Source organism: Paractinoplanes hotanensis, from assembly GCF_023717965.1.
Classification (GTDB): Bacteria; Actinomycetota; Actinomycetes; order Mycobacteriales; family Micromonosporaceae; genus Actinoplanes; species Actinoplanes polyasparticus.
Genome location: NZ_JAMQOL010000031.1, coordinates 15,796 through 40,540, shown reverse-complemented (window position 1 = coordinate 40,540; position 24,745 = coordinate 15,796). Strand labels below are relative to the sequence as shown.

At 70.9% G+C, this 24,745-nt stretch carries 24 protein-coding genes; 12 read left to right on the top strand and 12 right to left on the bottom strand.

All coding sequences use genetic code 11. From position 1 onward, the window contains the following. Positions 1-60 precede the first annotated feature (60 nt). Positions 61-681, top strand: a complete 621-nt coding sequence (locus LXN57_RS22640) for a carbonic anhydrase (protein ID WP_251800174.1) — start codon at positions 61-63, stop codon at positions 679-681. Between the two features lie 107 nt (positions 682-788). Here the strand turns inward: LXN57_RS22640 and LXN57_RS22635 are convergent, their stop codons facing one another. Further along, entirely contained in the window at positions 789-1,115 is a 327-nt protein-coding gene (locus LXN57_RS22635; RefSeq protein WP_251800173.1) for a hypothetical protein, read from the bottom strand. A 234-nt stretch (positions 1,116-1,349) separates the two neighbouring features. Between LXN57_RS22635 and LXN57_RS22630 the strand changes: the two genes are divergently transcribed. Both LXN57_RS22630 and LXN57_RS22625 read left to right on the top strand, forming a co-directional pair. Next, positions 1,350-1,841, top strand: coding sequence for a DUF3145 domain-containing protein (locus LXN57_RS22630; protein WP_221376373.1), 492 nt, complete (start codon positions 1,350-1,352; stop codon positions 1,839-1,841). Between the two features lie 223 nt (positions 1,842-2,064). Next, a complete protein-coding gene (locus LXN57_RS22625) occupies positions 2,065-3,792 on the top strand; it encodes a glycoside hydrolase family 3 protein (protein WP_438872900.1) in 1,728 nt (575 codons plus the stop codon). A 161-nt stretch (positions 3,793-3,953) separates the two neighbouring features. Here the strand turns inward: LXN57_RS22625 and fabF are convergent, their stop codons facing one another. The 5 genes from fabF to LXN57_RS22600 form a co-directional block, all read right to left on the bottom strand. Next, positions 3,954-5,180 (bottom strand): beta-ketoacyl-ACP synthase II, encoded by a 1,227-nt coding sequence (gene fabF / locus LXN57_RS22620; RefSeq protein WP_251800172.1) that lies wholly within the window; start codon positions 5,178-5,180, stop codon positions 3,954-3,956. Position 5,181: 1 nt separating this feature from the next. After that, positions 5,182-5,424, bottom strand: coding sequence for an acyl carrier protein (locus LXN57_RS22615; protein WP_184953034.1), 243 nt, complete (start codon positions 5,422-5,424; stop codon positions 5,182-5,184). A gap of 49 nt (positions 5,425-5,473) precedes the next feature. Next, on the bottom strand, positions 5,474-6,424 hold the full coding sequence (locus LXN57_RS22610; RefSeq protein ID WP_251800171.1) for a beta-ketoacyl-ACP synthase III: 951 nt from the start codon (positions 6,422-6,424) through the stop codon (positions 5,474-5,476). Next, a complete protein-coding gene (locus tag LXN57_RS22605; RefSeq protein ID WP_251800170.1) occupies positions 6,421-7,365 on the bottom strand; it encodes an ACP S-malonyltransferase in 945 nt (314 codons plus the stop codon). The genes LXN57_RS22610 and LXN57_RS22605 overlap by 4 nt, the downstream gene beginning before the upstream one ends. A 155-nt stretch (positions 7,366-7,520) precedes the next feature. After that, positions 7,521-8,717, bottom strand: a complete 1,197-nt coding sequence (locus tag LXN57_RS22600; RefSeq protein ID WP_251800169.1) for a PucR family transcriptional regulator — start codon at positions 8,715-8,717, stop codon at positions 7,521-7,523. Between the two features lie 204 nt (positions 8,718-8,921). On the opposite strand from LXN57_RS22600, the gene LXN57_RS22595 reads away from it, so the two are divergent. The 4 genes from LXN57_RS22595 to LXN57_RS22580 all read left to right on the top strand — a co-directional run bounded on the left by LXN57_RS22595 (position 8,922) and on the right by LXN57_RS22580 (position 11,070). Then, a complete protein-coding gene (locus LXN57_RS22595) occupies positions 8,922-9,146 on the top strand; it encodes a hypothetical protein (protein WP_251800168.1) in 225 nt (74 codons plus the stop codon). A gap of 88 nt (positions 9,147-9,234) precedes the next feature. After that, positions 9,235-9,774 carry a TetR/AcrR family transcriptional regulator gene (locus tag LXN57_RS22590; protein WP_221376368.1) on the top strand — a complete coding sequence of 180 codons (540 nt, stop codon included), beginning with the start codon at positions 9,235-9,237 and terminating at the stop codon, positions 9,772-9,774. Between the two features lie 46 nt (positions 9,775-9,820). Beyond that, positions 9,821-10,300, top strand: coding sequence for a SigE family RNA polymerase sigma factor (locus tag LXN57_RS22585; protein WP_251800167.1), 480 nt, complete (start codon positions 9,821-9,823; stop codon positions 10,298-10,300). After that, the gene (locus tag LXN57_RS22580; protein WP_251800166.1) at positions 10,297-11,070 is read left to right on the top strand and encodes a hypothetical protein; all 774 of its coding nucleotides are present in this window, start codon (positions 10,297-10,299) and stop codon (positions 11,068-11,070) included. Before LXN57_RS22585 ends, LXN57_RS22580 begins: the two co-directional genes overlap by 4 nt. A gap of 19 nt (positions 11,071-11,089) precedes the next feature. Here LXN57_RS22580 and LXN57_RS22575 read toward each other — a convergent pair whose 3' ends face one another. The 3 genes from LXN57_RS22575 to LXN57_RS22565 all read right to left on the bottom strand — a co-directional run bounded on the left by LXN57_RS22575 (position 11,090) and on the right by LXN57_RS22565 (position 14,733). Next, complete coding sequence (locus tag LXN57_RS22575) at positions 11,090-11,743, bottom strand: hypothetical protein (RefSeq protein WP_251800165.1); 654 nt, start codon at positions 11,741-11,743, stop codon at positions 11,090-11,092. Positions 11,744-12,065: 322 nt separating this feature from the next. Next, entirely contained in the window at positions 12,066-13,478 is a 1,413-nt protein-coding gene (gene gltX, locus LXN57_RS22570; protein WP_285904659.1) for a glutamate--tRNA ligase, read from the bottom strand. Positions 13,479-13,491: 13 nt separating this feature from the next. Next, positions 13,492-14,733, bottom strand: a complete 1,242-nt coding sequence (locus tag LXN57_RS22565) for an MFS transporter (RefSeq protein ID WP_251800164.1) — start codon at positions 14,731-14,733, stop codon at positions 13,492-13,494. 199 nt (positions 14,734-14,932) lie between these two features. On the opposite strand from LXN57_RS22565, the gene LXN57_RS22560 reads away from it, so the two are divergent. Further along, entirely contained in the window at positions 14,933-15,466 is a 534-nt protein-coding gene (locus LXN57_RS22560) for a dihydrofolate reductase family protein (RefSeq protein ID WP_251800163.1), read from the top strand. A gap of 37 nt (positions 15,467-15,503) precedes the next feature. Continuing rightward, positions 15,504-15,821: an ArsR/SmtB family transcription factor gene (locus LXN57_RS22555; RefSeq protein ID WP_251800162.1), complete on the top strand. Its 318-nt coding sequence runs from the start codon at positions 15,504-15,506 to the stop codon at positions 15,819-15,821. On the opposite strand, the gene LXN57_RS22550 is transcribed toward LXN57_RS22555, so the two are convergent. The 3 genes from LXN57_RS22550 to LXN57_RS22540 all read right to left on the bottom strand — a co-directional run bounded on the left by LXN57_RS22550 (position 15,811) and on the right by LXN57_RS22540 (position 21,340). Then, the gene (locus tag LXN57_RS22550; RefSeq protein ID WP_251800161.1) at positions 15,811-17,946 is read right to left on the bottom strand and encodes a methyl-accepting chemotaxis protein; all 2,136 of its coding nucleotides are present in this window, start codon (positions 17,944-17,946) and stop codon (positions 15,811-15,813) included. The genes LXN57_RS22555 and LXN57_RS22550 overlap by 11 nt on opposite strands. A gap of 92 nt (positions 17,947-18,038) precedes the next feature. Further along, the gene (gene aceE, locus LXN57_RS22545) at positions 18,039-20,777 is read right to left on the bottom strand and encodes a pyruvate dehydrogenase (acetyl-transferring), homodimeric type (protein ID WP_308206648.1); all 2,739 of its coding nucleotides are present in this window, start codon (positions 20,775-20,777) and stop codon (positions 18,039-18,041) included. A gap of 158 nt (positions 20,778-20,935) precedes the next feature. After that, positions 20,936-21,340 (bottom strand): YjbQ family protein, encoded by a 405-nt coding sequence (locus tag LXN57_RS22540; protein ID WP_251800160.1) that lies wholly within the window; start codon positions 21,338-21,340, stop codon positions 20,936-20,938. A 54-nt stretch (positions 21,341-21,394) separates the two neighbouring features. Between LXN57_RS22540 and LXN57_RS22535 the strand changes: the two genes are divergently transcribed. The 3 genes from LXN57_RS22535 (at position 21,395) to LXN57_RS22525 (ending at position 24,721) form a co-directional block, all read left to right on the top strand. After that, the gene (locus LXN57_RS22535) at positions 21,395-23,665 is read left to right on the top strand and encodes a thiamine pyrophosphate-dependent enzyme (protein ID WP_251800159.1); all 2,271 of its coding nucleotides are present in this window, start codon (positions 21,395-21,397) and stop codon (positions 23,663-23,665) included. Between the two features lie 96 nt (positions 23,666-23,761). Beyond that, positions 23,762-24,193, top strand: a complete 432-nt coding sequence (locus tag LXN57_RS22530; RefSeq protein WP_221376358.1) for a DUF3052 domain-containing protein — start codon at positions 23,762-23,764, stop codon at positions 24,191-24,193. Positions 24,194-24,256: 63 nt separating this feature from the next. After that, on the top strand, positions 24,257-24,721 hold the full coding sequence (locus LXN57_RS22525; protein WP_251800158.1) for a peroxiredoxin: 465 nt from the start codon (positions 24,257-24,259) through the stop codon (positions 24,719-24,721). Positions 24,722-24,745 lie beyond the last annotated feature (24 nt).

Genomic DNA, 24,745 nt, shown 5'->3' with positions numbered 1-24,745 from the left:
GGAACGTGAGTTGCCTCGCACTCCCTGTCCATGCGGCCGATCTGAGTGAGAATCACTCGTATGACCACCGACCCGTCGGCAGGGCCCTCAGTTCCGATCACGGACGCCGAGGACGCCCTGGCAGAACTGCTAGCGGGCAACAAGCGATTCGTGAGTGGCCGCCCCGAGCACGGGCATCAGGTGTCAGCCGCGGCCGCCGCCTCGGGTCGCCAGCAGCCGCACGCGGTCGTTCTCGGCTGTATCGACTCGCGGGTGCCGCTCGAGGCGATCTTCGACCAGACCTTCGGGTCGATCTGCGTGGTGCGCTCGGGGGCGCACGTGCTCGACCGGGCCGTGCTGGGGTCGGTCGGCTTCGCGGTCGCCGAGTTGGGCGTTCCGCTGATCATGGTGCTGGGCCACAAACGCTGCGGCGCTGTCGGCTCGACCGTCGCCGCGCTGCGGGCGGGCGAGATCCCGGCCGGCGAGATCGGCTATCTGGTCGACGAGATCGCCCCGGCCGTGCGCGGGGTGGGTGTCGACGACCCCGACGCGCCCGAAAAGGCGATGCGGGCCCACGTCGGCCGCACGGTGCGCCGGCTGAACGCGGTCGACGTGGTGGCCGACGCGGTGACGTCGGGCCGGGTCGCCGTGGTGGGCGCGGTCTACGACCTCGACACGGGCCTGGTCGACCTGCTGCCCTGATCGTCCGTTAAGTCGTGATCCTGCCCGGATGATCTCCGTGCGTTGATCTTCAGCATGCGAAAAGGCGCCCACGGCCATCGGCCGGGGCGCCTTTCAGCGATCGGTGCTCAGCCCTCGAAGACGCCGGCGTCGACGAGGCGCTTCTCGGTGGCGCCCCAGCCGTCGGTGGGGTGAGCCTCGTCGAGCGCGGTCAGCTCGGCGCGGATCTTGGCGCCGTGGCCGGCTGCGGCCAGGATGCGGACCTCCTCGACGAAAGCGTCCGAGTCGGTCTTGAGGTGCGCGGTCTTGCCGTTGGTCAGGTTACGCACGTACGCGAAACGGCCGTTGGCGAGCGGGATGAGGTATTTGTACTCACCAAGCACGCTCAGAGCGCCGCCAGATCCCTGGCCGGCGCGGACTGATGCGCGGGCGGTCTTTGAGGTGTTGCTCGCCACGGCGGGACTCCTTGAGGAACGCAGAAAAAAGGCCTTGGTAACTCTACACGATGTCGACGGGACCGTGCCGTCCGAGCAGGTTGGAGCGTTGTTCAAGGTGTGCCACTACGGCCGATCCGATGTCGATGTTGCCGATTCTCTGGCGCACCATCCGTAGCAACCGGCATCATGGGACACGATCAACCGCGGTCGAGGTCGTAGGGGAAGACGCACCTCGGTCTCCGGGAGGTCACCGTGCCAACGTGTGGCGTCGTATACGTCCACTCGACTCCACTCGCCGTGTGCCAGCACGTCGAGTGGGCGATCGCGCGCGTACTGACCGCGCCGGTCACCCTGCACTGGACGCCGCAGCCGGTCGATCCCGGCATGCGGCGCGCCGAGTGCAGCTGGACCGGGCGCGCCGGTACTGGCGCCGAGCTGGCTGCTGCCCTCCGGCAGTGGCCCATGATCCGTTTCGAGGTGACCGAGGAACCGAGTCCGGGTGTTGACGGCGAGCGTTTCATGCACGTGCCCGGTCGCGGCCTCTTTCACGGGATCATGGGCGCGTCGGGGGACATCCAGATCGGCGAGGACAGGCTGCGCGCGATCATGGCCTCCGCGCGAGCGCCGGAGGCCCTTTCGCATGCCCTCGACAAGGCTCTGGGCACCGCTTGGGACTCCGAGCTCGAGCCCTACCGGTACGCCGGTGACGGCGCGCCGGTGACGTTGCTGACCCGGGTGGGCTGACGCCCGCCACTCATGATCCACTTCCCGGGCGGTGTCGCGCGTCCGCCACGCCGTGGTCCGGGAAAGCGATCCGGGGCGGGCCGGGCCGCGGATCATTTCACGGGCCGTATCGCGCGTCCGCCACGCCGTGGCCCGGGAATGCGATCCCGGGCGGCCCGGGCCGTCCGCCGAAGGGTGGGCAATTCGGGCCCCCGAGGTGCCGGGGCAACCCGGTGCTGATTCGATGACGGGCGTGATGAAACGGGCGGGTGTGAGGAAGACGGCGGCTCTGGTCGTACCGCTGCTGCTGGCCGTGGCAGCGTGCGGCTCGGACGAGGAGCCGGAACCCGCCACGAGCACATCCGCCGCGCCTCCGCCGTCGGTGGCGCCCTCATCGGCTGCCCAGACCGGCGACCCGGCAACCCGGGCGGCGTCCGCCGTGTCCGCGATGAGCGACTCCGACCTGGCCGGTCAGGTTCTCATGCCGTACGCCTACGGCAGCTCCGCCACGGCCGTCGACAAGGGCTCGGCCGCAGGCAATCAGGGCCTGGCCGGCGTGGACACGCCGGCCGAGATGATCGCCAAGTACCACCTGGGCGGCCTGATCCTGGTCGCCTTCACCGCCAAGGATCCGACCGGCGCCACCAACCCCACCACCAACGTCGAGAACCCGAAGCAGGTGCGTGAGCTGACCGACGGCTTGCAGGCGGCCGCGGCGAAGCTGCCCGGTGGCGCCCCGTTGATGATCGGCACCGACCAGGAGTACGGGGTGGTCACCCGCATCACCGAGGGCGTGACCATGCTGCCCTCGGCGATGGGAGCCGGCGCCGCGGGCCGGCCCAAGCTCACCGAGGCGGCCTGGAAGGCAGCCGGCGCCGAACTGGCCGCCATGGGCATCACCGTCGACTTCGCCCCGGTCGCCGACACGCTGGGGCCGCCGGCCAACACGGTGATCGGCTCACGGGCGTTCGGCTCCGACCCCAAGGCCAACGCCCAGCAGGTCGCGGCGGCCGTTCGGGGCCTCGAGAGCTCCGGGGTGGCGGCCGGCCTCAAGCACTTCCCGGGCCACGGGCACACGAGCGGCGACAGCCACGAGGGGCTGCCGGTGGTGTCGCAGAGCAAGGCGGCCTGGACAGCCCAGGACCTGCCACCCTTCCAGTCCGGCGTCGGAGCGGGCGCGGGCGTCGTGATGTCCGGCCACCTCGACGTGCAGGCGCTCGACAAAGGCGTGCCGGCCACCTTCTCCAAAAAGATCATGACTGACGTGCTCCGCGGTCAGCTCAAGTTCACCGGCGTGGCGATGACCGACGCCATGAACATGCCGCCCGCGATGAAGTGGGCGCCCGGCGAGGCAGCGGTGCGAGCTCTCAACGCCGGCAACGACATGCTGCTCATGCCGCCGAACATCGGCGCGGCCCGCGACGGCATCCTGGCCGGCCTGAAGAACGGCTCGCTGAAGAAGGAACGGCTGGTCGAGGCCGTCACCCGCATCCTCACGCTGAAGTTCCGCGGCACTACCCGCCCGCCGCTGGCCGCCTCCGCTACGACGGAGCACGAAAAGGCGGTGGCGGCTCTCGACGCCGCCTCGATCACCGTGCTGAAGGGGCCCTGCTCCGGGGCGCTGCTGACCGGCCCGGTCACGGTCACCGCCTCCGGTGGACGCGAGGTGGCGCGAGTGAACCTGGTCCGGGCGCTGCAGGCTCAGGGCTTCCAGGTGCGGGCGGCGGGCGGCACGGTGGTGCATCTCGTCGGGTACGGCGACAAGAGCGTCGACCTCGACCCGGCGGCCCGGGTGACAGTCATGATGGACACCCCGTACCTGCTGGCCTCGGCCAAGTCGCCGGTGCTGGTGGCCACGTACTCGTCGAGCAAGCTCTCGCTGACCGCCCTGGCCGCCGTGCTGGCCGGCAAGGCGAAGGCCCCCGGCAAGTCACCTGTAGCCGTGCCCGGCCTGCCCCGAACCGCCTGCTGAACGAGACGTCTCGTCTCGCCGACGCAACGAGACGAACCTTCTCGTCTCGCGCATTCCGTGCCGAGACGAGACGTCTCGTCTCGTCGGGCGCGCGCCGAGTGTTGGGAACTGCGCAGACAGAATGAGGCCCGGCCGGACGGCCGGGCCTCATTCTGGAACGATCAGGCGCGGGTGAAGACCAGCGCCACGTTGTGACCGCCGAAGCCGAACGAGTTGTTCATCGCGGCGGGGATGTCGAGCTGACGGGCCTTGTGCGCGGCCACGTCGAGGTCGAGCTTGTCGTCCGGGTCGTCCAGGTTGATCGTGGGCGGCACCACGCTGTCCCGGATGGCCAGGATGGTGGCGATCGACTCGAGCGCCCCGGCCGCGCCCAGCAGGTGGCCGGACATCGACTTGGTCGAGGTGATCACCGGGTGGGTGCCGATCGCGGCCTTGATGCCGATGATCTCGCCCATGTCGCCGACCGGGGTCGAGGTGGCGTGCGCGTTGACGTGGGCGATGTCGGCGCCGGTGAGACCGGCGTCGCGGATCGCCCGGGTCATCGCGCGCGCGCCGCCCTTGCACTCCGGGTCGGGCTGGACGATGTCGTAGCCGTCCGAGGTGATGCCGGCGCCGGCCAGCCGGGCGTAGATGTGCGCGCCGCGGGCCTTCGCGTGGTCGGCCCGCTCCAGCACGAGCGCGCCCGCGCCCTCGCCGAAGACGAACCCGTCACGGCCCTTGTCCCAGGGGCGGGAGGCCTTCTCCGGCTCGTCGTTGCGGGTGGACATGGCGCGCATGTTGGCGAACCCGGCGTACGGCAGCGGGTGGATCACCGCTTCGGTGCCGCCGGCCACGACCACGTCGGCCCGGCCCGAGCGGATGATGTCGAGACCCAGCGACATGGCCTCGGCTCCGGTCGCGCAGGCGCTGGCCATGGCGTGCACCCCGGCCTGCGCGCCCAGCTCGATGCCGACCCAGGCGGCGGGGCCGTTGGGCATGAGCATCGGCACCGTGTGCGGGCTGACCTTGCGCTGGCCCGATTCCTCGAGGATGTCGTCCTGGCTGAGCAGCGTGAGGGCACCCCCTATTCCGCTGCCGAAGCTGACGGCCAGGCGCTCCTTGTCGAGCCCGGCTTCCTCGAGCCCGGCGTCGGCCCAGGCCTGCTTCGCAGCGATCAGGGCGATCGCCTCGGAGCGGTCGAGCCGGCGCATGCGGACCCGCTCGATGACCTCGGACGGGTCGACCTTGAGCTGAGCGCCGATCTTGACCGTGAGCTGCTCAGCCCACTCCAGGGTGAGGCGACTCACCCCGGAGCGGCCGGCAAGCATGGCGTCCCAGGTGGACGCGACGTCCCCGCCCAACGGGGTGGTCGCGCCGAGCCCGGTGACGACGACGTCGACGTTGCTCATGTCAGTGGTTCGCCTCGATGTAGGAGACGGCGTCACCGACGGTCTTCAGGTTCTGGACCTCGTTGTCGGGGATCTTGACGCCGAACTTCTCCTCCGCGGCCACCACGACCTCGACCATGGACAGCGAGTCGACGTCCAGGTCGTCGGTGAAGGACTTGCCCTCGGCGACGTCGTCGGGGTTCACGCCGGCGACCTCCTCCAGGATCTCGGCGAGGCCCGAGGTGATCTCTTCGCGAGTAGCCATTACTGGTAGTTCCTCTCAATGGTGGGGACTGCTCCGGCTGGTCGGACGCTTACGGACAGCGGACGACCTGACCGGCGTAGGTGAGGCCGCCGCCGAAGCCGAAGAGCAGGACCGGCGCGCCCGAGGGCACCCCGCCGCTCTCGATCAGCTTCGACAGGGCCAGCGGCACACTGGCCGCGGAGGTGTTGCCCGAGTGCACGATGTCCTTGGCCACGACGACCTCGGGGCCCAGGCCCAGCCGCTTGACGATGCCGTCGATGATGCGGGTGTTGGCCTGGTGCGGCACGAAGGCGGCGAGCTCGGACGGCTTGATGCCCGCCTTCTCGCAGGTCTCGAGCGCAAATGGGGCGAGCGCGGTGGTCGCCCAGCGGAAGACCGTCTGACCGTCCTGCTCGATGTAGGGCTGCCAGCCCTCGATGCGCAGCGCGTCGCCCTTCTCGGGCGCCGAGCCCCACAGCACCGGGCCGATGCCGGGCTGCTCGCCGTCGGCCACCCCGGTGACGATCGCGGCGCCGGCGCCGTCGCCGAACAGGACGGCGGTGGTGCGGTTGGTCCAGTCGGTGACGTCCGACAGCTTCTCGGCCCCGATGACCAGGGCGTTGCGTGAGGCGCCGGCCCGGATGGCGTGGTCGGCGGTGCCCAGGGCGTACGAGAAGCCGGAGCAGGCGGTGTTCAGGTCGTAGGCGGCCGGGGCGTTGATGCCGAGGCGGGCTGCGACCCGGGTGGCGACGTTGGGACAGCGGTCGACCGCGGAGCACGTGGCGACCGTGACGAGGTCGATGTCGGCCGCGGTGAGGCCGGAGGCGGCCAGCGCCTTCTCGGCGGCGAAGGTGGCCATGTCGGCGACCGACTCGCCGTCGGCGACGCGCCGCTCGGCGATGCCGACCCGGCTCTTGATCCACTCGTCGTTGGTGTCGATCGTCGCCGCGAGGTCGTCGTTGGTGACGACGCGCGAGGGCTGGTAATGCCCCATCGCGAGAATGCGGGTGCCCGCGGTCATCGTGTTGCTCCTTCGATCGGGTGTCCACCGTGCCGGGCGATCAGATCCTGGGCGGCGGGCAGGTCGTCCGGCGTGTTGAGGGTGACGATCTCGGGGGCCCCATCGCCCTTGAGCTCGCGCTTGACGAGACCGGCCAGGGTGCCGGCGGGCGGCAGTTCGAGCACGCCGGTGACACCCAGGCCGGCCAGCGTGCGCATCACCTGGTCCCAGCGGACGGGCGCGGTGACCTGACGAACCAGGCGCTCGACCATCTCGCGGCCGCCGGTGACGGCGGTGCCGTCGAGGTCGGACAGCAGGGTGCGGACCGGGTCGGCGACGGAGACGCCGCCGGCGATCAAAGCCAGGGCGGCCTCGGCGGGCGCCATGTACGGCGTGTGGAACGCGCCGGCCACCTCGAGGGCGCGGACGCGGGCCTTGGCCGGAGGCTCCTCGCCCAGCGCGGCCAGCCCGTCGAGCGAGCCGGCGGCGACGACCTGGCCGGTGGCGTTCAGGTTGGCCGGGTGCAGGCCGTGCTTCTCGATCGCGGCCAGCACCTCGTCGGGGTCGCCGCCGAGCACGGCGCTCATGCCGGTGGGCTCGAGGGCGCAGGCGGCGGCCATCTCGCGGCCCCGCAGGCCGGCCAGGGCGACCGCGGCTTCGGCGGGCAGCACGCCGGCGAGGGCGGTGGCGCCGAGTTCGCCGACGCTGTGCCCGGCGACCACGTCGACGCGATCCAGCGGGAGCTCGCCCGCGGCCAGCAGCGACGCCGCGACCAGCAGGGGCTGGGTGCGGGCGGTGTCCTTGATCTCGTCGGCGCCGGCCTCGGTGCCGAGGTGGATCAGGTCGACCCCGGCGAGGGCCGACCACCAGCGCAGCTTGGTCTCGGCGCCGGGCAGGGCGAGCCAGGGGGACAGGAAGCCGGGCTTCTGGGAACCCTGGCCGGGGGAGAGTACGGCGAGCACGTAGTCGACTCTTCCGGATCGGGCGCGGTTGCGGGGTTGACGGCGGCCACCAAACCCTACGACAACGGTTGTAGAAACCCTACAAACGCGCCCGTGAATCGCCCTATATGGTCCGTTTTGAGGGGGCGTCCTCAGATCGAACGACGGTTAGTGAATTAGGTCGCAGGGTCGAGGCGGCCCACGGTGAGGGCTACCCGCAGGGCGAAGGCGCCGCGGCCGTCGAGCGGCGACAGGCCGGTCACCTCGGTCACCCGCTTGAGCCGGTAGCGGATCGTGTTGGGGTGCACGTAGAGCTCGCGGGCCGCGCTCTCCAGCACGCCGCCGGAAGCGAAGAAGGCGTCCAGCGTCTCCAGCAGGCCGCTGCCGGCGCGGGCCAGGGCTCCGTAGGCGTCGTGGCGCAGCGTCCGCCGCGCCTCCATGTCGCCCGCCAGAACCCGCTCGGGCAGCAGGTCGTCGGCGGCCACCGGGTTCGGCGCACCGGGCCAGGCGGGCGCCGCCCGGAAGCCGGCCAGGGCCGCGCGGGCCGACACGGTGGCGTGGTCGAGCGAGGGCACGGCCGGGCCGACCACGATCGGACCCTCGCCGAAACTGTCGGCCAGTGCCTCGGCCGTGGCCACCGGGTCGGACGCGCCGCCCATGACCACCACGAGCCGGTCGCCGTGCACGCCGCCGATCACCTCGATGCGGGCCCGGCGGGCGGCCCGGTAGACGGCGTGCAGCACGGCGGTGATGTCGCCGCCCGGCGAGCGGCCGACCACCACGGCCACCGGGGGTGCGTCGGCCCAGCCCAGCGCCGCGGCCCGGCTGGCCAGCACGTCGGACGAGTCCCCGCGCAGCAGCGCGTCGACCAGCAGCGCCTGGAGGCGGGCGTCCCAGGCGCCGCGGGACTCGGCGGCGCGCGCGTAGACCCGGGCTGCCGAGAAGGCGATCTCACGGGAGAACTTCAGGATGGCCTGGAGCAGCGGCTCCTCCTCGCCCGGGGCGGCGAGGGCGGCCACCTCGGTCTCGGCGACGTCGATAGTGACCTTGATCAGCTGCACGGTCTGGGTCAGCGTGAGCGAGCGGGCCAGGGCGCGCGGGGCGGCGGCGAAGACCTCGTCGGAGATCTCCTGCGTGGTGGCGGCGACCACGCCACCCGAACGCAGCCACTCGACCAGCGACCGGACGCCGGCCTGGGCCACGAGCATGACCCAGGAGCGCTGGTCGGCCGGCAGGGCGCGGAACCACGGCAGCGTCTCGTCCATGCGGGCGACCGACGAGGTGGCCAATGCGCCGGCATGCCGCTCGATCCGGCGCAGGGTGGCGGCCGGGGGCGGCTTCGCGGCACCTTTGGCCGGCACGGTCTCGGACACGCCCCTTAGCCTGCCACGAGCGCGGGAGGGGTGAGTTTCGTGCCGATTCGAGGTTTTGGTCCGGAGTAGCGGTGCGCCCCTGCCGCGATTCCGGTCGGTGACCTGGCAGGGTGTCGTCCTAGCGTCGGCAGACCGGCGCCCGTCCGGGTAAGGGCGAGGCGTGGACTGCCGATGAAAGACCGCGACAGTTTGAGGGGAGGCGAGATGACGGAACGGGAGATGGATCCCGAGCGGGCAGCCGAGACGGCGCCGGTTCCGGCGATCGCCGTGCCGGTGGTAGAAGAACCGGTGGTCCAGGACGACCCGGGACCGAGCCGGGTCGGCTGCCGCACCGAACTGCACGGCTGGGCCGGTGGCCACCTGCACGGCGCCGTCCGCCCGCGCCGCCGCGCCGCCGGGCGGGGAAGGCCGCCGGGGCGCTGGTGCTGAGCAACCCCGGTACCCCGGTCGGGTGAGCCGTCCGCCCGCTCCCGGGCGCGTCCCGGCGCCCGGGCCGCGAAGCCGGAACGGTGAACCGGTGGACGACAAGAGACGGCTGATCCTCGACCAGGCGCTGGCGCTCGTCGACGAGCGGGGGCTGGCCGCCATGTCGATGCGGGCGGTGGCCGAGCGGGTCGGGCTCACCTCGATGGCGCTCTACCCGTACGTCGGCGGCAAGGACGCACTCCTCGACGGCCTGGTCGACCTGCTCAACCTCGAACTCGGCGACGAGGTCGGCGACAACGGCGAACCGGACTGGCGGCATCGCCTGCGGGCGCTGGGGCGGGCCGTGCGTGCCCTCGCCGGCCGTCACCCGGGCGCTTTCCCGCTGTTGCTGAACCGCCCGGCCGGCGCCTCGGCCTCGTGGCTCAGCGCCGCGCTGCGCGGGGTCCTGCACGACGCCGGCGTCCCCGGCGGGCACGTGCCGCGGCTGGCCCGCATGATTCTGGCGTTCCTGCTGGGGTACGCGACCGGCGAGGTCACCGGCGGTCTGCCGCCCGCGGCGGGCCCCGGCGATTTCGAGGCCGACCTCGAAGATCTCGTGCGCCTGGTCGAGGCCGCCGTCCGGGTGGCGTAATCCGGTTCGGCACCGAAGCGGCCCGTCCGGCACCTATAAAGGGCCTATGTCCGGCGACAACGACACGTCCCTGCGCGAGTTCGTGACCAGCCGCCTGCCCCAGCTGCGCCGCTCGGCCTTTCTCATGTGCGGCGACTGGCGGATGGCCACCGAGCTGACCCGCGCGACCCTGGCCCGCCTGGTGGCGGACAGCCGGCGGGGCGTGGTCGCCGATCCGGACATCTACGCGTACGCCGACCTGATGGAGGCCTGCCGCCGCCGCAACCGCCGCCGCGAGCACGTCTTCGTCGCGTCGCCCGGCACGGCCGGGATCGAGGCCGAGTCGATCCTGCTGCTGGACGCCCTGCACAAGCTCACCCCGCGCTGCCGGGCCGTGCTGGTGCTGCGCCACTGGGACGGCTTCGACGCCGACGCCACCGGGGCCATGCTCGACCTCGACGAGGACCAGGTGGTCGCCTACGAGCGGGCCGGGCTGGCCGCCCTGGAGAAGCTGCTCGGCGAGTCCGAGGCAGCGATGGCCGGATGAGCGGGCCGCTGAAACAGCTGCTCGAGCACGTGCTCGAGGGGGAGCCGGAACTCGGCGACGAGGTCGACGCGGTCTTCCGCCGGGCCGCTCGGGTGCGCCGGCGCCGCACCCAGGCCGTGCTGCTGGCCGGGGCCGGGACGGCGGGGCTGATCGTCGTGCTCGGTTATCTGCTGACCGCCACCCTGATCGAGTCGCCGCCGGCCACCATCTCGACCGGCGCCGCGGGCGTCGTGGCGGTCACGCCGGCGGCGCCCAGCCAGGCGCCGGCACCCGCGCCGCCGACCGCCGACGGGGTGCTCGAGGTGGTGGAGCCCCTGGTCCAGGGCCGCCGGCTGGAGGTCGTGCCGGCGTCGCAGCGGCGGGGTGACGGCTGGCGCGCGTACGGCATCGCCGACGAGCAGGGGCGGGGACGCGGCACGGTTCAGGTCGCAATTTTCGACGTACGCCGGAAATGGTGTTTCCCGGTGGCGGCCGAGCCGGACGCCTGTGCCCGCCCGGACCACGTGGGCGGCCTGGAGTTCGTCCGCTACGACGACGTGAGCGACGCCGACCGCCAGGTGCGGCAGACCATCGCCCGGCGGATCGGCGGCAACCGCGCGCTGGCCGTGATGGCGGTGGGGGAGCGGGACGCCGGCGCGCAGCGCGGGAAGCCGGCGCTGACCGGTTCCCAGGTGGAACAGGTGGCCACCGACGAACGGGTGCTGGACGCCTTCGACGCCGACGAGAACTGCGACGACGGCTGCCCGGCGTTCGCGACCCCGGTGCGCTAGTGCCTGCTCCGAACGGCCACTAGACCCGGCGGCGGATCAGGAACGCGATGCCGGCCAGGCCGACCAGAATGATCATCAGGACCCCGCCGTTGAGCAGGTAGAGCCGGCGCATCTCGCCGAGCACCTGCGCGGCGTCGGCCGATTCCTGAGCGGCCGCGTCGAGGTCCTCGCCGACGCCGCCGCCGATGCCGCCGACCACGTCGGGCTTGGCCTTGAGCGGCACGCCGCTGACGCGCAGCGTCTCGGACATCGTCAGCCGGCCGTAGAACCAGCCGTCGGTGACCTTCTTGTTGCCGGGCTGACTGGCCGGGCGGTGGGCCCGCGGGCCGCCCACGGCCATCGGGAACAGCTCGTACTTCTGCAGGGCGGTCTTGTTGGCCAGTACCGTGACGGTGTATTTCGGCCCGAGCTTGTCGGCCTTGAGCGCGGTCGTCTGCGGGCGGGCCGAGGCCATCCAGTTGACCTCGCTCAGCAGGCTGCCGAAGAGCCGCTTGCTCGAGAGCACCGTGATGACGATCGTCTCGTCGATGTCCTTGCCGGCGATCTGGATGTTGGTGGGCTTGGCCGCGGGCTTCGGTGCGGCCTCGGCGGCGAGGGCGGCGCCGGGCGCCAGCCCGATCGCGAGCGCCGCGGTCATCGCGACAACTCCGGCCGCCGACACGAACCGTTTCATAGCCCCTCGAACCATCGTCCGGCCTCCCCGCCCCGTGGTGGACATGGCTTCGCGCACCTTTCATCGCTGCCGCGGCTGGCGCCGTGGAACGACCGAGGCCTTCAGCCTTCCCGAGCGGAAGCCCGGGCGCATCTCGGGCCGGACGAATTGGTGCCATCTGGGGGATGACGTTCGACACGATGACGGCCGTTGATCAGCGGGCCGAATAGTACCCACTCCGCGCAACGCGTCGGGGGCCCGGTCACCCGCTCAGCGGATTTCACCACCGTTACGGTGGCGGGCGAATGGCCGACCGGGCCCCCTATGCGATAAAGGGTGCTTTTCAGGCGGTAAGACGCGCCCGCGCCGCCCGGAGGCGGGCGAGTGTGCGCTCCCGGCCGAGCACCTCGATCGACTCGAACAGCGGCAGCCCGACCGAGCGGCCGGTGACCGCGACGCGTACGGGCGCCTGGGTCTTGCCGAGCTTGAGCTCACGGGCCAGGCCGACCGCCTCGAGCGCGGCCTTGAGCGGCTCGGCCGCCCACTCCTCGAGAGCCTCGTAGGCGGTCAGCGTGGCGTCCAGGATCTCGCCGGCGCCCTCTTTCATGGCCTTGGCCCAGGACGCCTCGTCGTACGTGAGGTCGTCGAGGAAGAGGAAGTCGACGTACTCCACGATCTCGGACAGGACGGCGATGCGGGTCTGCGCCAGCGGCGCCACCGCGGTGAACACGTCGGCGTCGAAGTCCGACGGCTGCCACGGCGGGGCCGTGATGGTGTCGGTGCCGCTCAGCCACGGCGTGCAGAGCTGGATGAACTCTTCGACCGAGAGCGCGCGGATGTAGTCGCCGTTGAACGCGCGCAGCTTCTTGATGTCGAAGAACGCCGACGCGTGGTTGACCTCCTCGAGGCGGAACTCGTCCTCGATGACCTCCCACGGCACGATCTCGCGGTCGCCGCTGGGGGCCCAGCCGAGCAGCATCAGGTAGTTCTTCATGGCGGCGGCCAGGTAGCCCTCGTCGCGGTAGCTCTCCAGAGCCACCTTGTCGCGGCGCTTGGACAGCTTCTGGCGCTTCTCGTTGACGATGACCGGCACATGCGCCCAGGTCGGCGGGGTGTGACCCAGCGCCTCCCACAGCAGCTGCTGCTTGGGGGTGTTGGGCAGGTGTTCCTCGGCCCGCAGGACCAGGGTGATGCCCATGGTCATGTCGTCGACGACGTTGGCCAGCAGGAACAGCGGGGAGCCGTCGCTGCGGGCGATGACGAAGTCCTCGATCAGCTTGTTCTCGAACGTGGGCTTGCCGCGCACGAGGTCCGCCACCACCGTCTCGCCCTCGTCGGGCGTGCGGAAGCGCAGCGCGCGACCCTCGCCCGGCCCGAGGGCCCGGTCGCGGCAGAAGCCGTCGTAGCCGGTGTGCTGGTTGCCGGTGCGGGCGATGACGTCCTCACGCTTGCAGTCGCAGTAGTACGCCTTGCCCTCGCCGTAGAGGCGGGTGACGGCGGCGAGGTGGTCTTGCGCGTAGGAGGACTGGTAGTACGGGCCCTCGTACGTCCCTCGTTCGATACCGATCCAGTCGAGCGCCGAGAGGATGCCCTCGGTCCACTCGGGACGGTTGCGGGCGGCGTCGGTGTCCTCGATGCGCAGGACGAAGACGCCGTCGTGCTGCTTGGCGTAGATCCAGTTCTGCAGCGCCGTGCGGGCGCCACCGACGTGGAACATGCCAGTCGGGGAAGGGGCGAAGCGTACTCGAACAGTCACCCGCTAAGGGTACCTAGGCCACTGAACGGATTTTCATCACCGCCAGGGCTCCGGCCAGCGTGACGATGCCGGTGAGGCCGAACAGCGCCGGGTAGCCGCCCAGGTGGGTCACGATCGGGGCGGCCAGCAGCGGGCCCAGCGCCTGCGGGGCGGCGCTGGCGATGTTGACCACGCCGAGGTCACGGGCCCGGTCGCCCTCCGACGGCAGCACCTGGGTGATCAGCGCGGTGTCGACGGCCAGGAAGACCCCGTAGCCGGCCCCGAACAGCAGCGCCGCCACCAGGGAGACCGGCCAGGTCGGCCAGATCGCCAGCAGGGCGGCCGCGATCGTGATCAGCACGCCCGACCAGACCACGAAGATCTTGCGGCGGCCGAGCCGGTCGGAGAGCCAGCCGCCGAGCATGGCCGTGCCGATCATGCCCACCGTGTAGAGCAGGATCATGTACAGCAGGCCGGTCTCCGGGTCTGCCAGCTTGACCGCGTCGCTGAGGAAGTAGAGCAGGTAGAGCGTGCCGAGCGCGTTGCCCAGTTGGACCAGGAAGCGGGTGCCCCAGGCCCACAGGTAGTCAGGCTTGCCGCGCAGGTCGATCTTCCAGCGGATCTTGATCGGGTGGTCGGGCGGCAGCGGGTCGTCCTGGGTCAGCAGCGCGAACGGCGTGGTCAGGATGACCAGGCCCAGGCCGAGCGCGATGTAGCCGGTGCCGATGTCGGTGAACACGGCCGTGACCAGGATGGCCCCGATCACCAGGCCGAGCGCCTGCGGCATGCCGATCCAGCCCGAGACGAGGCCGCGCTGGACCACGGGAACCCGGTCGGGCACGGCCGCGGTCAGCGAAGCGAGCATCGTGTTGATCCCGACGGTGACGAAGCACCAGGCCAGCGTCACGACCAGCAGGTTGGGCGCCTCGGCCAGCACGGCGATCGAGAGCACCGAGAGGGCGCAGCCGGCGAGCGTCCAGATGTGCCGGCGGCCGTAGGGGCGGCCGAACAGCTTGATCCGGGTCCGGTCGGACAGCATGCCGGCCAGCGGGTTGATGACGATGGCGACGACGGCGCCGATGCCGGTCACGATGCCGAGCCAGAGCTCTTTGTGCTGCGGGGTGATCTCGGCGACCTGGAGCGGCAACAGGATCTGGATGGGCGTGAAGTACGCCATCCAGAGTCCGAGATTGGCCGCGAAGAGCAGTCCTATCCACGACCGCCGAACGGGTTCGACCGGGGTGGCGAGGACCGGAACTCCATGAGCGACGGCCATCCGGCCTCCTCGAAAGGCGAAATTTCCTCGGAGATTAGAGGATCACTGACCTCTCGGGAAGGTCTGTCACCGGGAGCTTACGAAAACCTGAGAGTGCCGGTCCAGACCCTCCGTGGCTTGACGGGTGCATGGGGTGACCGTAATTTACCGATCAGTTAATTAACCAGAAGATAAAATAGCGAGCTGGGAGTGGATTTTCATGGGGAAGATCGTTGCGGTTGAATATGTCACCCTCGACGGCGTCTTCGAGGAGCCGGGCTGGAGCGGGCCCTACTTCAACGACGAGCTCGGCGGCTGGCAGGACGCGAATCTCCGCGAGGCCGACGCGCTGCTGCTGGGCCGCAAGACCTACGAGGGCTTCAAGGCCGCCTGGCCGCAGATGGAGGCCGCCACCGGCGACTTCGGCGTCAGGATGAACTCAATGCCCAAGCACGTGGCCACCACGACGCTCACCGAGCCGGAGTGGAAGGCGACCTTCCTTCGGGGCGAGGTGGCCGACGCGGTGCGCGAGCTCAAGGCCGGTCCGGCCGCGTTGTTGATCAACGGCAGCGCCGACCTGGTCAACTACCTGACCCGGCACAACCTGATCGACGAGTACCGGATCATGGTCTTCCCGGTCGTTCAGGGCGAGGGCCGCAAGCTCTGGGCCGAGGGCACGAAGATCGCCCTGTCGCTCACCGGCACCTGGCAGACGAAGACCGGCGTCGACGTGGTCACCTACGTCCCCGCATGACAGCCTTCAGTCCGTTTCACGGGCGGCGGTGGGGCGGTTGGACGGGACCACGGTGACGGCCACGGACCAGCTGAGCGTCGTCTTCGCGGCGCTGGCCGATCCGACCCGGCGGGCCATCCTGGACCGGCTGGCCGAGGGCCCGGCCACGGTCAACGAGATCGCCGAGCCGTTCGCCATGACCCTGCCGGCCGTCTCCAAACACCTCAAGGTGCTCGAGCGGGCCGGCCTGATCTCGCGCGGCCGGCAGGCCCAGTGGCGGCCGTGCCGGCTCGAGGCCGAGCCGCTGCGCGCCGCCGCCGGCTGGATGAGCCACTACCAGGTCCTCTGGGGGCACCGGAGAAAGCTCACACCGTGAACCGGTCGACCAGGCCGGTCAGCCTGCGAGCGGTGGTGCTCAGCTCGTCCGCCGCCTGGTGCGAGACCGAGACCGAGTGCCGGGTTCCATCGACGGCGCCAGTGACCGCGCCGATGCCGCTGGCGATGTCCCGGCTGCCCGAGGCGACCTCGGAGATGTTGCGCGCCATCTCGGCGGTCGTCGCGGCCTGCTCCTCGACCGCCGCCGCGATGGCCGTCTGATAATCGTTGACCTGCGCGATGCGGGCCGTGATGGCCTCGATCGCGGTGACCGCCCGGCTCGTGTCGCTCTCGATCGCGGCGACGCGCTCCGTCACGTCCTCGGTGGCCCGCGCGGTCTCCTGGGCCAGCTCCTTGACCTCGGTGGCGACCACGGCGAAGCCCTTGCCGGTCTCGCCGGCCCGGGCCGCCTCGATCGTCGCGTTCAGGGCCAGCAGGTTCGTCTGCTCGGCGATGCCGGCGATCAGCCGCACCACGTCGGCGATCTTGGTGGTCGAGACGCGCAGCTCGCTGATCACGTCGGCTGCGGCCGCGGCCAGCCCCACACCGTCCCGGCCGGCCCGAGCCGCGTCCTGGGCGTTGCTCGAGATCTCGGAGATGGAGGCGCCCATCTCCTCGGCGCCCGCCGCCACCGTCTGCACCACCTGCGAGACACCCTCGGCAGCGATGTTGACCGTGCCGGCCCGCGACGCGGCGGTCTCGGCCGAACCGGCCAGCTCGCCGCCGGTCGAGGCGACCCGTTGGGCGGTGCCGGCCACGTCGTGCGAGGCGGCGGTGACGTCAGCCATCACGGCGCGCAGCTCGGCCACCGCGGAGTTCAGCTCGGCGCCGGCGACCGCGATCTCGTCGGAGCCGCTGACCGGTACGGCCACGGTGAGGTCGCGCTTGGCAAGCCGCGACAGGCCACCGGTCAGCCCGGCCAGACGACGCGAGATCCGCCGGGCGAGCACGACGGCGATCGTGCCGCCGATGAGGGCCAGCAGCAGCCCGACCACGACGAAGGTGACCAGCATCTGCCGCCGGCCGTCGCGAACCGTTTCGATCGCGCCCGCCGTGTCCGCGTCGTAGCCGCCGACCGCGACAGCCCACGAGTACGGCGGGTAGAAGGCGACCGTTGTGCTGGTCGGCCCGGCCGGCGCGCCCGCCGACCCGGGCAGCTGGTAGGTCTTCGACCACGTGCCGCCGTCGGACAGCGTCCGCGCCTGGGTGACGATCTCCTCGACGTATCTGGTGCCGTCGGCGTCGGTCGACGAGATGTCCAACTGGCCGGCCGCGCCGTCGATGCTGGACGCGATGACCCGTCCCGCGTCCGCCGTGGCCGTGCTGAAGAGCGTGATCCAGCCGTTTGTCCCGACCTCGCCCGCGCTGACGGCGGCGGTCAGGTTCTCCAGCGCCTGAGACTGCGGCACGCCGGCGTAGAGCGCGCCGATCACCTCACCGGCCGCGTTCTTGATGGGGTCGTACACCGAGATGAACCAGGCGTCGACCACCAGCGCCACACCGCGGTAGGGCTTCCCCGACCGGATCGCGGCGGCGACCGCGTTCGGCTTGCCGTCCGCCCCCGTCGCCGGGATGTAGGTGCCGACCGCCCGCGCGCCACTCGCGCTCTTGACGGTCGTGCCGACCCGCAACAGGTCCCCGGCCTCGTTCATCCGCTGGAACACCGTGATCGTCGAGCTGGACAGCGACGCCGCGTCGTCGACGAACGGGGTGGTCACGCCGAGATCGGTGTTACGGCCGAGCCAGGTGCCGCCGACCGCCATCCGGGGCAGGGTCACCGACTTCTTGGCCTTGGTCGTCTGGTTGGTGGCGGTCCACGTGGTCGTGCGGTCGAGGAAGCTCACCCCGCCGCGCTGGGCCAGCAGATCGGCGGCGGCCCGCATGCTCACATCGACGCTGTGCTGCACCTCGTTCCCGACCGACTCCACCAGTGTCGTCACGTCGGTCGTCCGGCGGCTCAGGTGAGTGGCGTTCTGCGCGACCACCTCGCGTTCGGTGCCGGCGGCGAAGTCACCGCTCACCACCGCGCCCACGGCCACCAGGACGGCGGCCGTAGCGATCACTCCGCCGAGTCCCAGGGCGACAAGTTTGTGGCTGATCTTGGCGCCGTGAAAGCTCTGTCTCACTCAGGTCATATCGGTGCGTTCCGACGACGGCTGAGACGCGAGACGCCGGATTCGACCTTTCGGTCGAATCCGGCGTCCTGGGCGCTTCTGCGTCAGCTGTCGCCGCCGGTCTCGCCGACCGGCGCGGCGTTGACGTCGTCGATCGCGTACTTCTTGGCGGCCTCGGCCGGCACGTGCGAGGGCACCTTGCCGCGCAACGCCAGCTGGCGCAGCGTGGCCACGACCACCGACTCGGCGTCGACGTTGAAGTGCCGCCGCAGCGCGTGCCGGGTGTCGCTCATGCCGAAGCCGTCGGTGCCCAGCGAGGTGTAGTCGTTCGGCACCCAGCGTGAGATCAGGTCGGGCACGGCGCGCATGAAGTCGCTGACCGCGATGACCGGACCCTCGGTGCCCTCGAGCTTCCGCTGGATGTACGGCTTGCGGGGCTCGTCGCCGACGTGCAGCAGGTTGTGCTCCTCGGCCTCGACCGCGTCGCGGCGCAGCTCGGTCCACGAGGTGACCGACCAGACGTCGGCGCCGACGCCCCAGTCCTGGGCGAGCAGGGTCTGGGCCTTGAGCGCCCAGGCCATGCCGGTGCCGGAGGCCAGCAGCTGCGCCTTCGGGCCGTTCGCCTCGGGCGCCGGGGAGTACCGGTAGATGCCCTTGAGCAGGCCCTCGACGTCGACCCCGGCCGGCTCGGCGGGCTGCACGGCCGGCTCGTTGTAGACGGTGAGGTAGTAGAAGATGTTCTCCTGCTTCTCGCCGTACATGCGGTGCAGGCCGTCCTCGACGATGTGCGCGATCTCGAACGCGAACGCCGGGTCGTAGGCCACCACGGCCGGGTTCGTCGCCGCGATCAGCAGCGAGTGGCCGTCCTCGTGCTGCAGGCCCTCACCGTTGAGCGTGGTGCGCCCGGCGGTGGCCCCGAGCAGGAAGCCGCGGGTCATCTGGTCGGCCGCCGCCCACAGCTCGTCGGCCGTGCGCTGGAACCCGAACATCGAGTAGAAGATGTAGAGCGGGATCATCGGCTCGTCGTGCGTGGCGTACGACGTGCCGGCGGCGATGAAGCTCGCGGTCGACCCGGCCTCGTTGATCCCCTCGTGCAGGATCTGGCCGTTGGTCGCCTCCTTGTACGACAGGAAGAGCTCGCGGTCGACCGACGTGTAGGTCTGGCCGTGCGGCGAGTAGATCTTCTTGGTCGGGAAGAGCGAGTCCATGCCGAACGTACGCGCCTCGTCCGGGATGATCGGTACCCACCGGGCGCCGAACTCCTTGTCCTTCATGAGGTCTTTCAGCAGGCGCACGAAGGCCATGGTGGTGGCGATCTTCTGCTTGCCGCTGCCCCGCTTGACGTCCCCGAACGCCTTGGAGTCGGGGATCTGCAGCACCTTGCCCTTGGTGCGCCGCGACGGGATCGAGCCGCCCAGCTCGCGCCGGCGCTCGAGCATGTACTGCATCTCGTCGGACTTCTCGCCGGGGTGGAAGTACGGCGGGAGGTACGGGTTGTCCTCGAGCTGCTTGTCGCTGATGTCGAGGTAGAGGCGGTCGCGGAAGCCCTTGAGGTCGTCGAGCGTCAGCTTCTTCATCTGGTGCGTCGCGTTGCGCGCCTCGAAGTGCGAGCCCAGCGTCCAGCCCTTGATCGTCTTGGCCAGGATCACCGTGGGCTGGCCGGTGTGCTCGGTCGCCGACTTGTAGGCCGCGTACAGCTTCTTGTAGTCGTGGCCGCCGCGCTTGAGGTTCCAGACCTCGTCGTCGGTCATGCCCTCGACCAGCTTGCGGGTGCGCGGGTCGCGGCCGAAGAAGTTCTCGCGTACGTACGCCCCGGACTCGCCCTTGTAGGTCTGGTAGTCGCCGTCAGGCGTGACGTTCATCAGGTTGACCAGCGCGCCGTCGGTGTCCGCGGCGAGCAGCGGGTCCCACTCCCGGCCCCAGACGACCTTGATGACGTTCCAGCCGGCGCCGCGGAAGAACGACTCCAGCTCCTGGATGACCTTGCCGTTGCCGCGTACCGGGCCGTCGAGCCGCTGCAGGTTGCAGTTGATCACGAAGGTGAGGTTGTCGAGCTCCTCACGGGCGGCCAGGCCGATCGCGCCGAGCGACTCGACCTCGTCCATCTCGCCGTCGCCCAGGAACGCCCAGACGTGCTGCTGGCTGGTGTCCTTGATGCCGCGGTTCTGCAGGTAGCGGTTGTAGCGCGCCTGGTAGATCGCGTTCAGCGGGCCGAGACCCATGCTGACCGTCGGGAACTCCCAGAAGTTGGGCATCAGCCGCGGGTGCGGATACGACGGCAGGCCGCCGCCCGGGTGCGACAGCTCCTGGCGGAAGCCGTCGAGCTGGTCGGTGCTGAGCCGGCCCTCGAGGTACGCCCGGGCGTACATGCCGGGGGAGGCGTGACCCTGGTAGAAGATGTGGTCGCCGCCGCCGGGGTGGTCCTTGCCGCGGAAGAAGTGGTTCATGCCGACCTCGTAGAGGCTGGCGCTCGACGCGTACGTCGAGATGTGACCACCCACGCCGATCTCGGGGCGCTGGGCGCGGTGCACCAGCATCGCGGCGTTCCAGCGGATGTAGGCCCGGATCCGGCGCTCCACGAACTCGTCGCCGGGGAACCAGGGTTCCTGCTCGGGCGGGATCGTGTTGATGTAATCCGTGGAGGTCAGGGGCGGGACGCCGACCTGTCGCTCCCGGGCCCGCTCGAGCAGGCGCAACATAACGTAACGGGCTCTCTTGGCGCCGCGTTCGTCGATGACTCCGTCGAGCGACTCGACCCACTCATTGGTTTCTTCGGGGTCGATGTCCGGAAGCTGGCTCGGCAGGCCGTCGCTGATCACCGGGCGCTTGCGCTCCGTGGCCACAGGCATTCCTCTTGGTCGGGTGTCGGACCGAGCGTCCCATTGTGTGAGTCGCGCGGGTGTAACTCCATCCTGCCCCTTCGCCGTGCGCATCGTCACGCCTACCGTGCGGGTACGCGATTCGCAACACACGTACTGACCAGTAACTTCACCTTCGTGACTCAGCCGGGCAGGAAGCTGAACCTTACTTGGCGCTCCGGGTTGTCCCCGTTGGTGTCCACGAGACAGATCGACTGCCAGGTGCCGAGGGCTATCCGGCCGCCGATCACGGGCAGCGACGCGTACGGCGGGATCCAGGCCGGCAGCACGTGATCACGCCCGTGTCCCTTCGAGCCGTGGCGGTGGCGCCACCTGTCCTCGGCGGGCAGCAGCTGGTCGATCGCGGTCAGCAGGTCGTCGTCCGAACCGGCGCCGGTCTCGATGACGGCCAGGCCGGCCGTGGCGTGCGGCACGAAGACGTGCAACAGCCCGTCCCCTTCGGACTCGACGAACCGCTCGGCCTCCCGGGTGATGTCCCGCACCACGGGACGCGACCCGGTCCGGACCGTGATCACTTCGGTACGCATGACCCGAGTCTGCCAGCCCCGCCGCAGGTCCCGGCGGGTGGGCGCTTTTCTCCCATGGCGGGGCTCGCCCCGGTCGGTAATGCTGGTCCGGTGACCACCCCGCAGAACCTGGACGAGCGTTTCAGGGACGCTGTGTCGGCGCTCGCCCCGCCAGGCGACCGCCGAGCCCCTGGTGACCCCGTCCGCGACGGCTCCGGCCTCACCGGCGCCCGCGCCCTCGAACTCTTCGACGCCCAGCTCGCCAGCCGTCACCTCGACCTCGCGGCCCGCTGGCTGCGCAGCTTCAACGAGGGCTTCTACACCATCGGATCGTCCGGCCACGAGGGCAACGCCGCGGTCGCAGCCGCCCTGCTGCCCACCGACCCGGCCCTGCTGCACTACCGGTCGGCCGCGTTCTTCTGCGCCCGGGCCAAGAGCCTGCCCGACGCCGCCCGCGACGTGCTGCGCGGCGTCGTCGCCTCGGCCCGCGAACCGATCGCCGGCGGCCGCCACAAGGTCTTCGGCAGCGCCGACCTCAACATCATCCCGACCACCTCCACCGTGGCGTCGCACCTGCCGCGGGCGGTCGGGCTGGCCCACGCGCTGTCCCGGTCGCGCTCGGACAGCCGGTGGGTGCGCGACGCGATCGCGGTGGCGTCCTTCGGCGACGCCTCGGCCAACCACGCCACGGCGACCGCGGCGCTGAACTCGGCCGGCTGGTTCGAGCACTCGGGCGTACGCCTGCCGTTGCTCTTGATCTGCGAGGACAACGGGCTCGGGATCAGCGTGCCCACGCCCGACGGCTGGCTGGCGGCCATGCTCGGATCACGTCCCGGGCTGCGCTACTCGGCGGCCGACGGCTGCGACCTCGCGGCCACCTACGACGCGGCGAGCGAGGCCGCGGGCTTCGTGCGCCGGGAACGCCGGCCCGCTGTGCTGCATCTCTCGGCCGTACGGCTCATGGGACACGCCGGCGCCGACGCCGAGGTCGCCTACCGCACCACCGACGAGATCAACGCCGACCTGGCCCGCGACCCCCTCATCGGCACGGCCCGGCTGCTGGTCGAGGCCGGCCTGCTCACCCCGGAAGAGGTGGTCACCCGCTACGACGAGGTCGGCTGGCAGGTGCGCAAGGTGGCCGAGGAGGTGCTCGGCGAGCCCAAGCTGGCCAACGTGGCCGAGATCGTCGCCCCGCTCGCCCCGCGCCGCCCGTTGCGTGCCGCCCACGAGATCACCGAGGTCGCCTCGCGCGCCCTCGGCCCCGGCGCGGCCGCCCGCTCCCGCGCCTTCGGCGGCAAGCTGCCCGAGCAGTCCGGGCCGCTCACGCTCGCCCAGACCATCAACGCCACGCTCACCGACGCCCTGGCCTACCACCCGGGCGTCCAGGTCTTCGGTGAGGACGTGGGGCGCAAGGGCGGCGTGTACGGGGTCACGAAGCACCTGCAGGAGCGGTTCGGCGAGGAAAGGGTGTTCGACACCCTGCTCGACGAGACGACGATCCTCGGGCTGGCCCTCGGCGCGGGGCTGGACGGGCAGCTCCCGGTACCCGAAATTCAGTATCTGGCCTACCTGCACAACGCCGAGGACCAGTTGCGCGGCGAGGCGGCCACGATGTCGTTCTTCTCGTCCGGGGCCTACCGCAACCCGATGGTCGTGCGGGTCGCCGGGCTCGCCTACCAGCAGGCCTTCGGCGGGCACTTCCACAACGACAACTCGGTGGCCGTGCTGCGTGACATCCCCGGCCTGGTCCTCGCCGTGCCCAGCCGGCCCAGCGACGCCGCGCCGATGCTGCGCTCCTGCCTGGCCTCGGCCGCCGCCGACGGCACGGTCTGCGTCTTCCTCGAGCCGATCGCGCTCTACCACACCCGCGACCTGCACCAGCAGGGCGACAACGAATGGCTGGCCCCGTACGCGGGCCCGGGCGCCTGGGCCACCGAGCACGTGCCGATCGGCCGCGCCCGCACGTACCCGGTCGGCAGCGCCACCGATCTGACCATCATCACGTACGGCAACGGGGTGCGCATGTCGCTCCGCGTCGCCGCGAAGCTCGCCGAACAGGGCTACGGATCCCGAGTGGTGGACCTCCGCTGGTTGAATCCGCTGCCCGTCAACGACCTCGTCCGCGAGGCCGCCGCCACCGGCCGCGTGCTCATCGTCGACGAGACGCGCCGCTCCGGCGGCGTCGGCGAGGGTGTTCTGGCGGCCCTGGTGGACGGCGGTTTCGTCGGAGCGGCCCGCCGTATCGCATCGGCTGATTCGCTGATTCCCCTGGGTCCGGCAGCACAGCATGTGCTGGTGGGGGAGGATGCGATCACACAGGGTGCCCACGCCCTGCTGGCACGGTAAATTGCCTCACACTCGGTGCGCCACTTGCGCTGGGGCCCGGGAGTGTGTGGACTACCCAACAGGTTTACAGAATTGACAGCTAGGAGGACTTAGACAGTGAGCGCGACCGCTGGTCAGGCCGACGGCGTACGCAGCCTGGCGGACCGGTTCGGCTTCGAGCCGAACATGGTGGTCATGGAGATGGGCTACGACGACGATGTCGACGAAGACCTCCGTGACGCCCTGACCGAACGTGTCGGCGAGTTGGTCGACGAAGACACCGACGAGGTCGTCGACGCGGTGCTGTTGTGGTACCGCGACGGTGACGGTGACCTTTTCGAAATTCTCACCGACGCCCTGGGCCCCCTCGCCGACAACGGCGTGGTGTGGCTGCTGACCCCCAAGGCCGGGCGGGACAACCACGTAGAACCGAGCGAGATCAGCGAATCGGCCCCCACGGCCGGTCTGCAGCAGACCTCGACGGTCAACGCGGGCAAGGACTGGACCGGCGCCCGGCTGGTCACCCCCAGGGGCAACAAGAAGAAGTAGCTCGCTGCCCTGAGTCGGACCGGTCGGCGCCCCCGGGGCGCCGGCCCGGTTAGGCTTGTCCCCATGCCGCTGCCCGTCGGCGCCGCCGCGCCGGAATTCTCCCTGAAGGACCAGAACAACCAGCCCGTACGCCTGTCGCAATTCCGCGGCCGCAAGGCCGTCCTGCTGGTGTTCTACCCCTTCACGTTCACCGGCACGTGCCAGGGCGAACTGGCGGAGATCAGGGACAACCTGCCCGCCTACCAGAACGACCGGGTGCAGGTCCTGGCCGTGAGCGTCGACTCGGTCTACGCCCACAAGGTCTGGGCCACCCAGGAAGGCTTCGACTTCCCGCTGCTGGCCGACTTCTGGCCGCACGGCGAGGTAGCCCAGACCTACAGCGTCTTCCACGACGGCGGCGGCATGGCCAACCGCGGCACGTTCCTCATCGACCGCGACGGCGCAATTCGCTTCGCCGAGATGCTGGGCCCGGGCGACCCCCGAGACCAGAAAGCCTGGCGCGCGGCCCTGGCCGACCTGCCCAGCTGACTTTGGGTACGATGGCCACTCCGG

Bases quoted from the DNA above. Each gene is read 5' to 3' on its own strand.
- LXN57_RS22625 (WP_438872900.1), top strand. From the start codon at position 2,065: ATGACGGGCGTGATGAAACGGGCGGGTGTGAGGAAGACGGCGGCTCTG.
- LXN57_RS22610 (WP_251800171.1), bottom strand. From the start codon at position 6,424: ATGACCGCGGGCACCCGCATTCTCGCGATGGGGCATTACCAGCCCTCG.
- LXN57_RS22560 (WP_251800163.1), top strand. From the start codon at position 14,933: ATGGGGAAGATCGTTGCGGTTGAATATGTCACCCTCGACGGCGTCTTC.
- LXN57_RS22580 (WP_251800166.1), top strand. From the start codon at position 10,297: ATGAGCGGGCCGCTGAAACAGCTGCTCGAGCACGTGCTCGAGGGGGAG.
- LXN57_RS22565 (WP_251800164.1), bottom strand. From the start codon at position 14,733: ATGGCCGTCGCTCATGGAGTTCCGGTCCTCGCCACCCCGGTCGAACCC.
- LXN57_RS22575 (WP_251800165.1), bottom strand. From the start codon at position 11,743: ATGAAACGGTTCGTGTCGGCGGCCGGAGTTGTCGCGATGACCGCGGCG.
- LXN57_RS22640 (WP_251800174.1), top strand. From the start codon at position 61: ATGACCACCGACCCGTCGGCAGGGCCCTCAGTTCCGATCACGGACGCC.
- LXN57_RS22615 (WP_184953034.1), bottom strand. From the start codon at position 5,424: ATGGCTACTCGCGAAGAGATCACCTCGGGCCTCGCCGAGATCCTGGAG.
- LXN57_RS22535 (WP_251800159.1), top strand. From the start codon at position 21,395: ATGGCGGGGCTCGCCCCGGTCGGTAATGCTGGTCCGGTGACCACCCCG.
- LXN57_RS22595 (WP_251800168.1), top strand. From the start codon at position 8,922: ATGACGGAACGGGAGATGGATCCCGAGCGGGCAGCCGAGACGGCGCCG.
- LXN57_RS22585 (WP_251800167.1), top strand. From the start codon at position 9,821: ATGTCCGGCGACAACGACACGTCCCTGCGCGAGTTCGTGACCAGCCGC.
- LXN57_RS22525 (WP_251800158.1), top strand. From the start codon at position 24,257: ATGCCGCTGCCCGTCGGCGCCGCCGCGCCGGAATTCTCCCTGAAGGAC.
- LXN57_RS22540 (WP_251800160.1), bottom strand. From the start codon at position 21,340: ATGCGTACCGAAGTGATCACGGTCCGGACCGGGTCGCGTCCCGTGGTG.
- fabF (WP_251800172.1), bottom strand. From the start codon at position 5,180: ATGAGCAACGTCGACGTCGTCGTCACCGGGCTCGGCGCGACCACCCCG.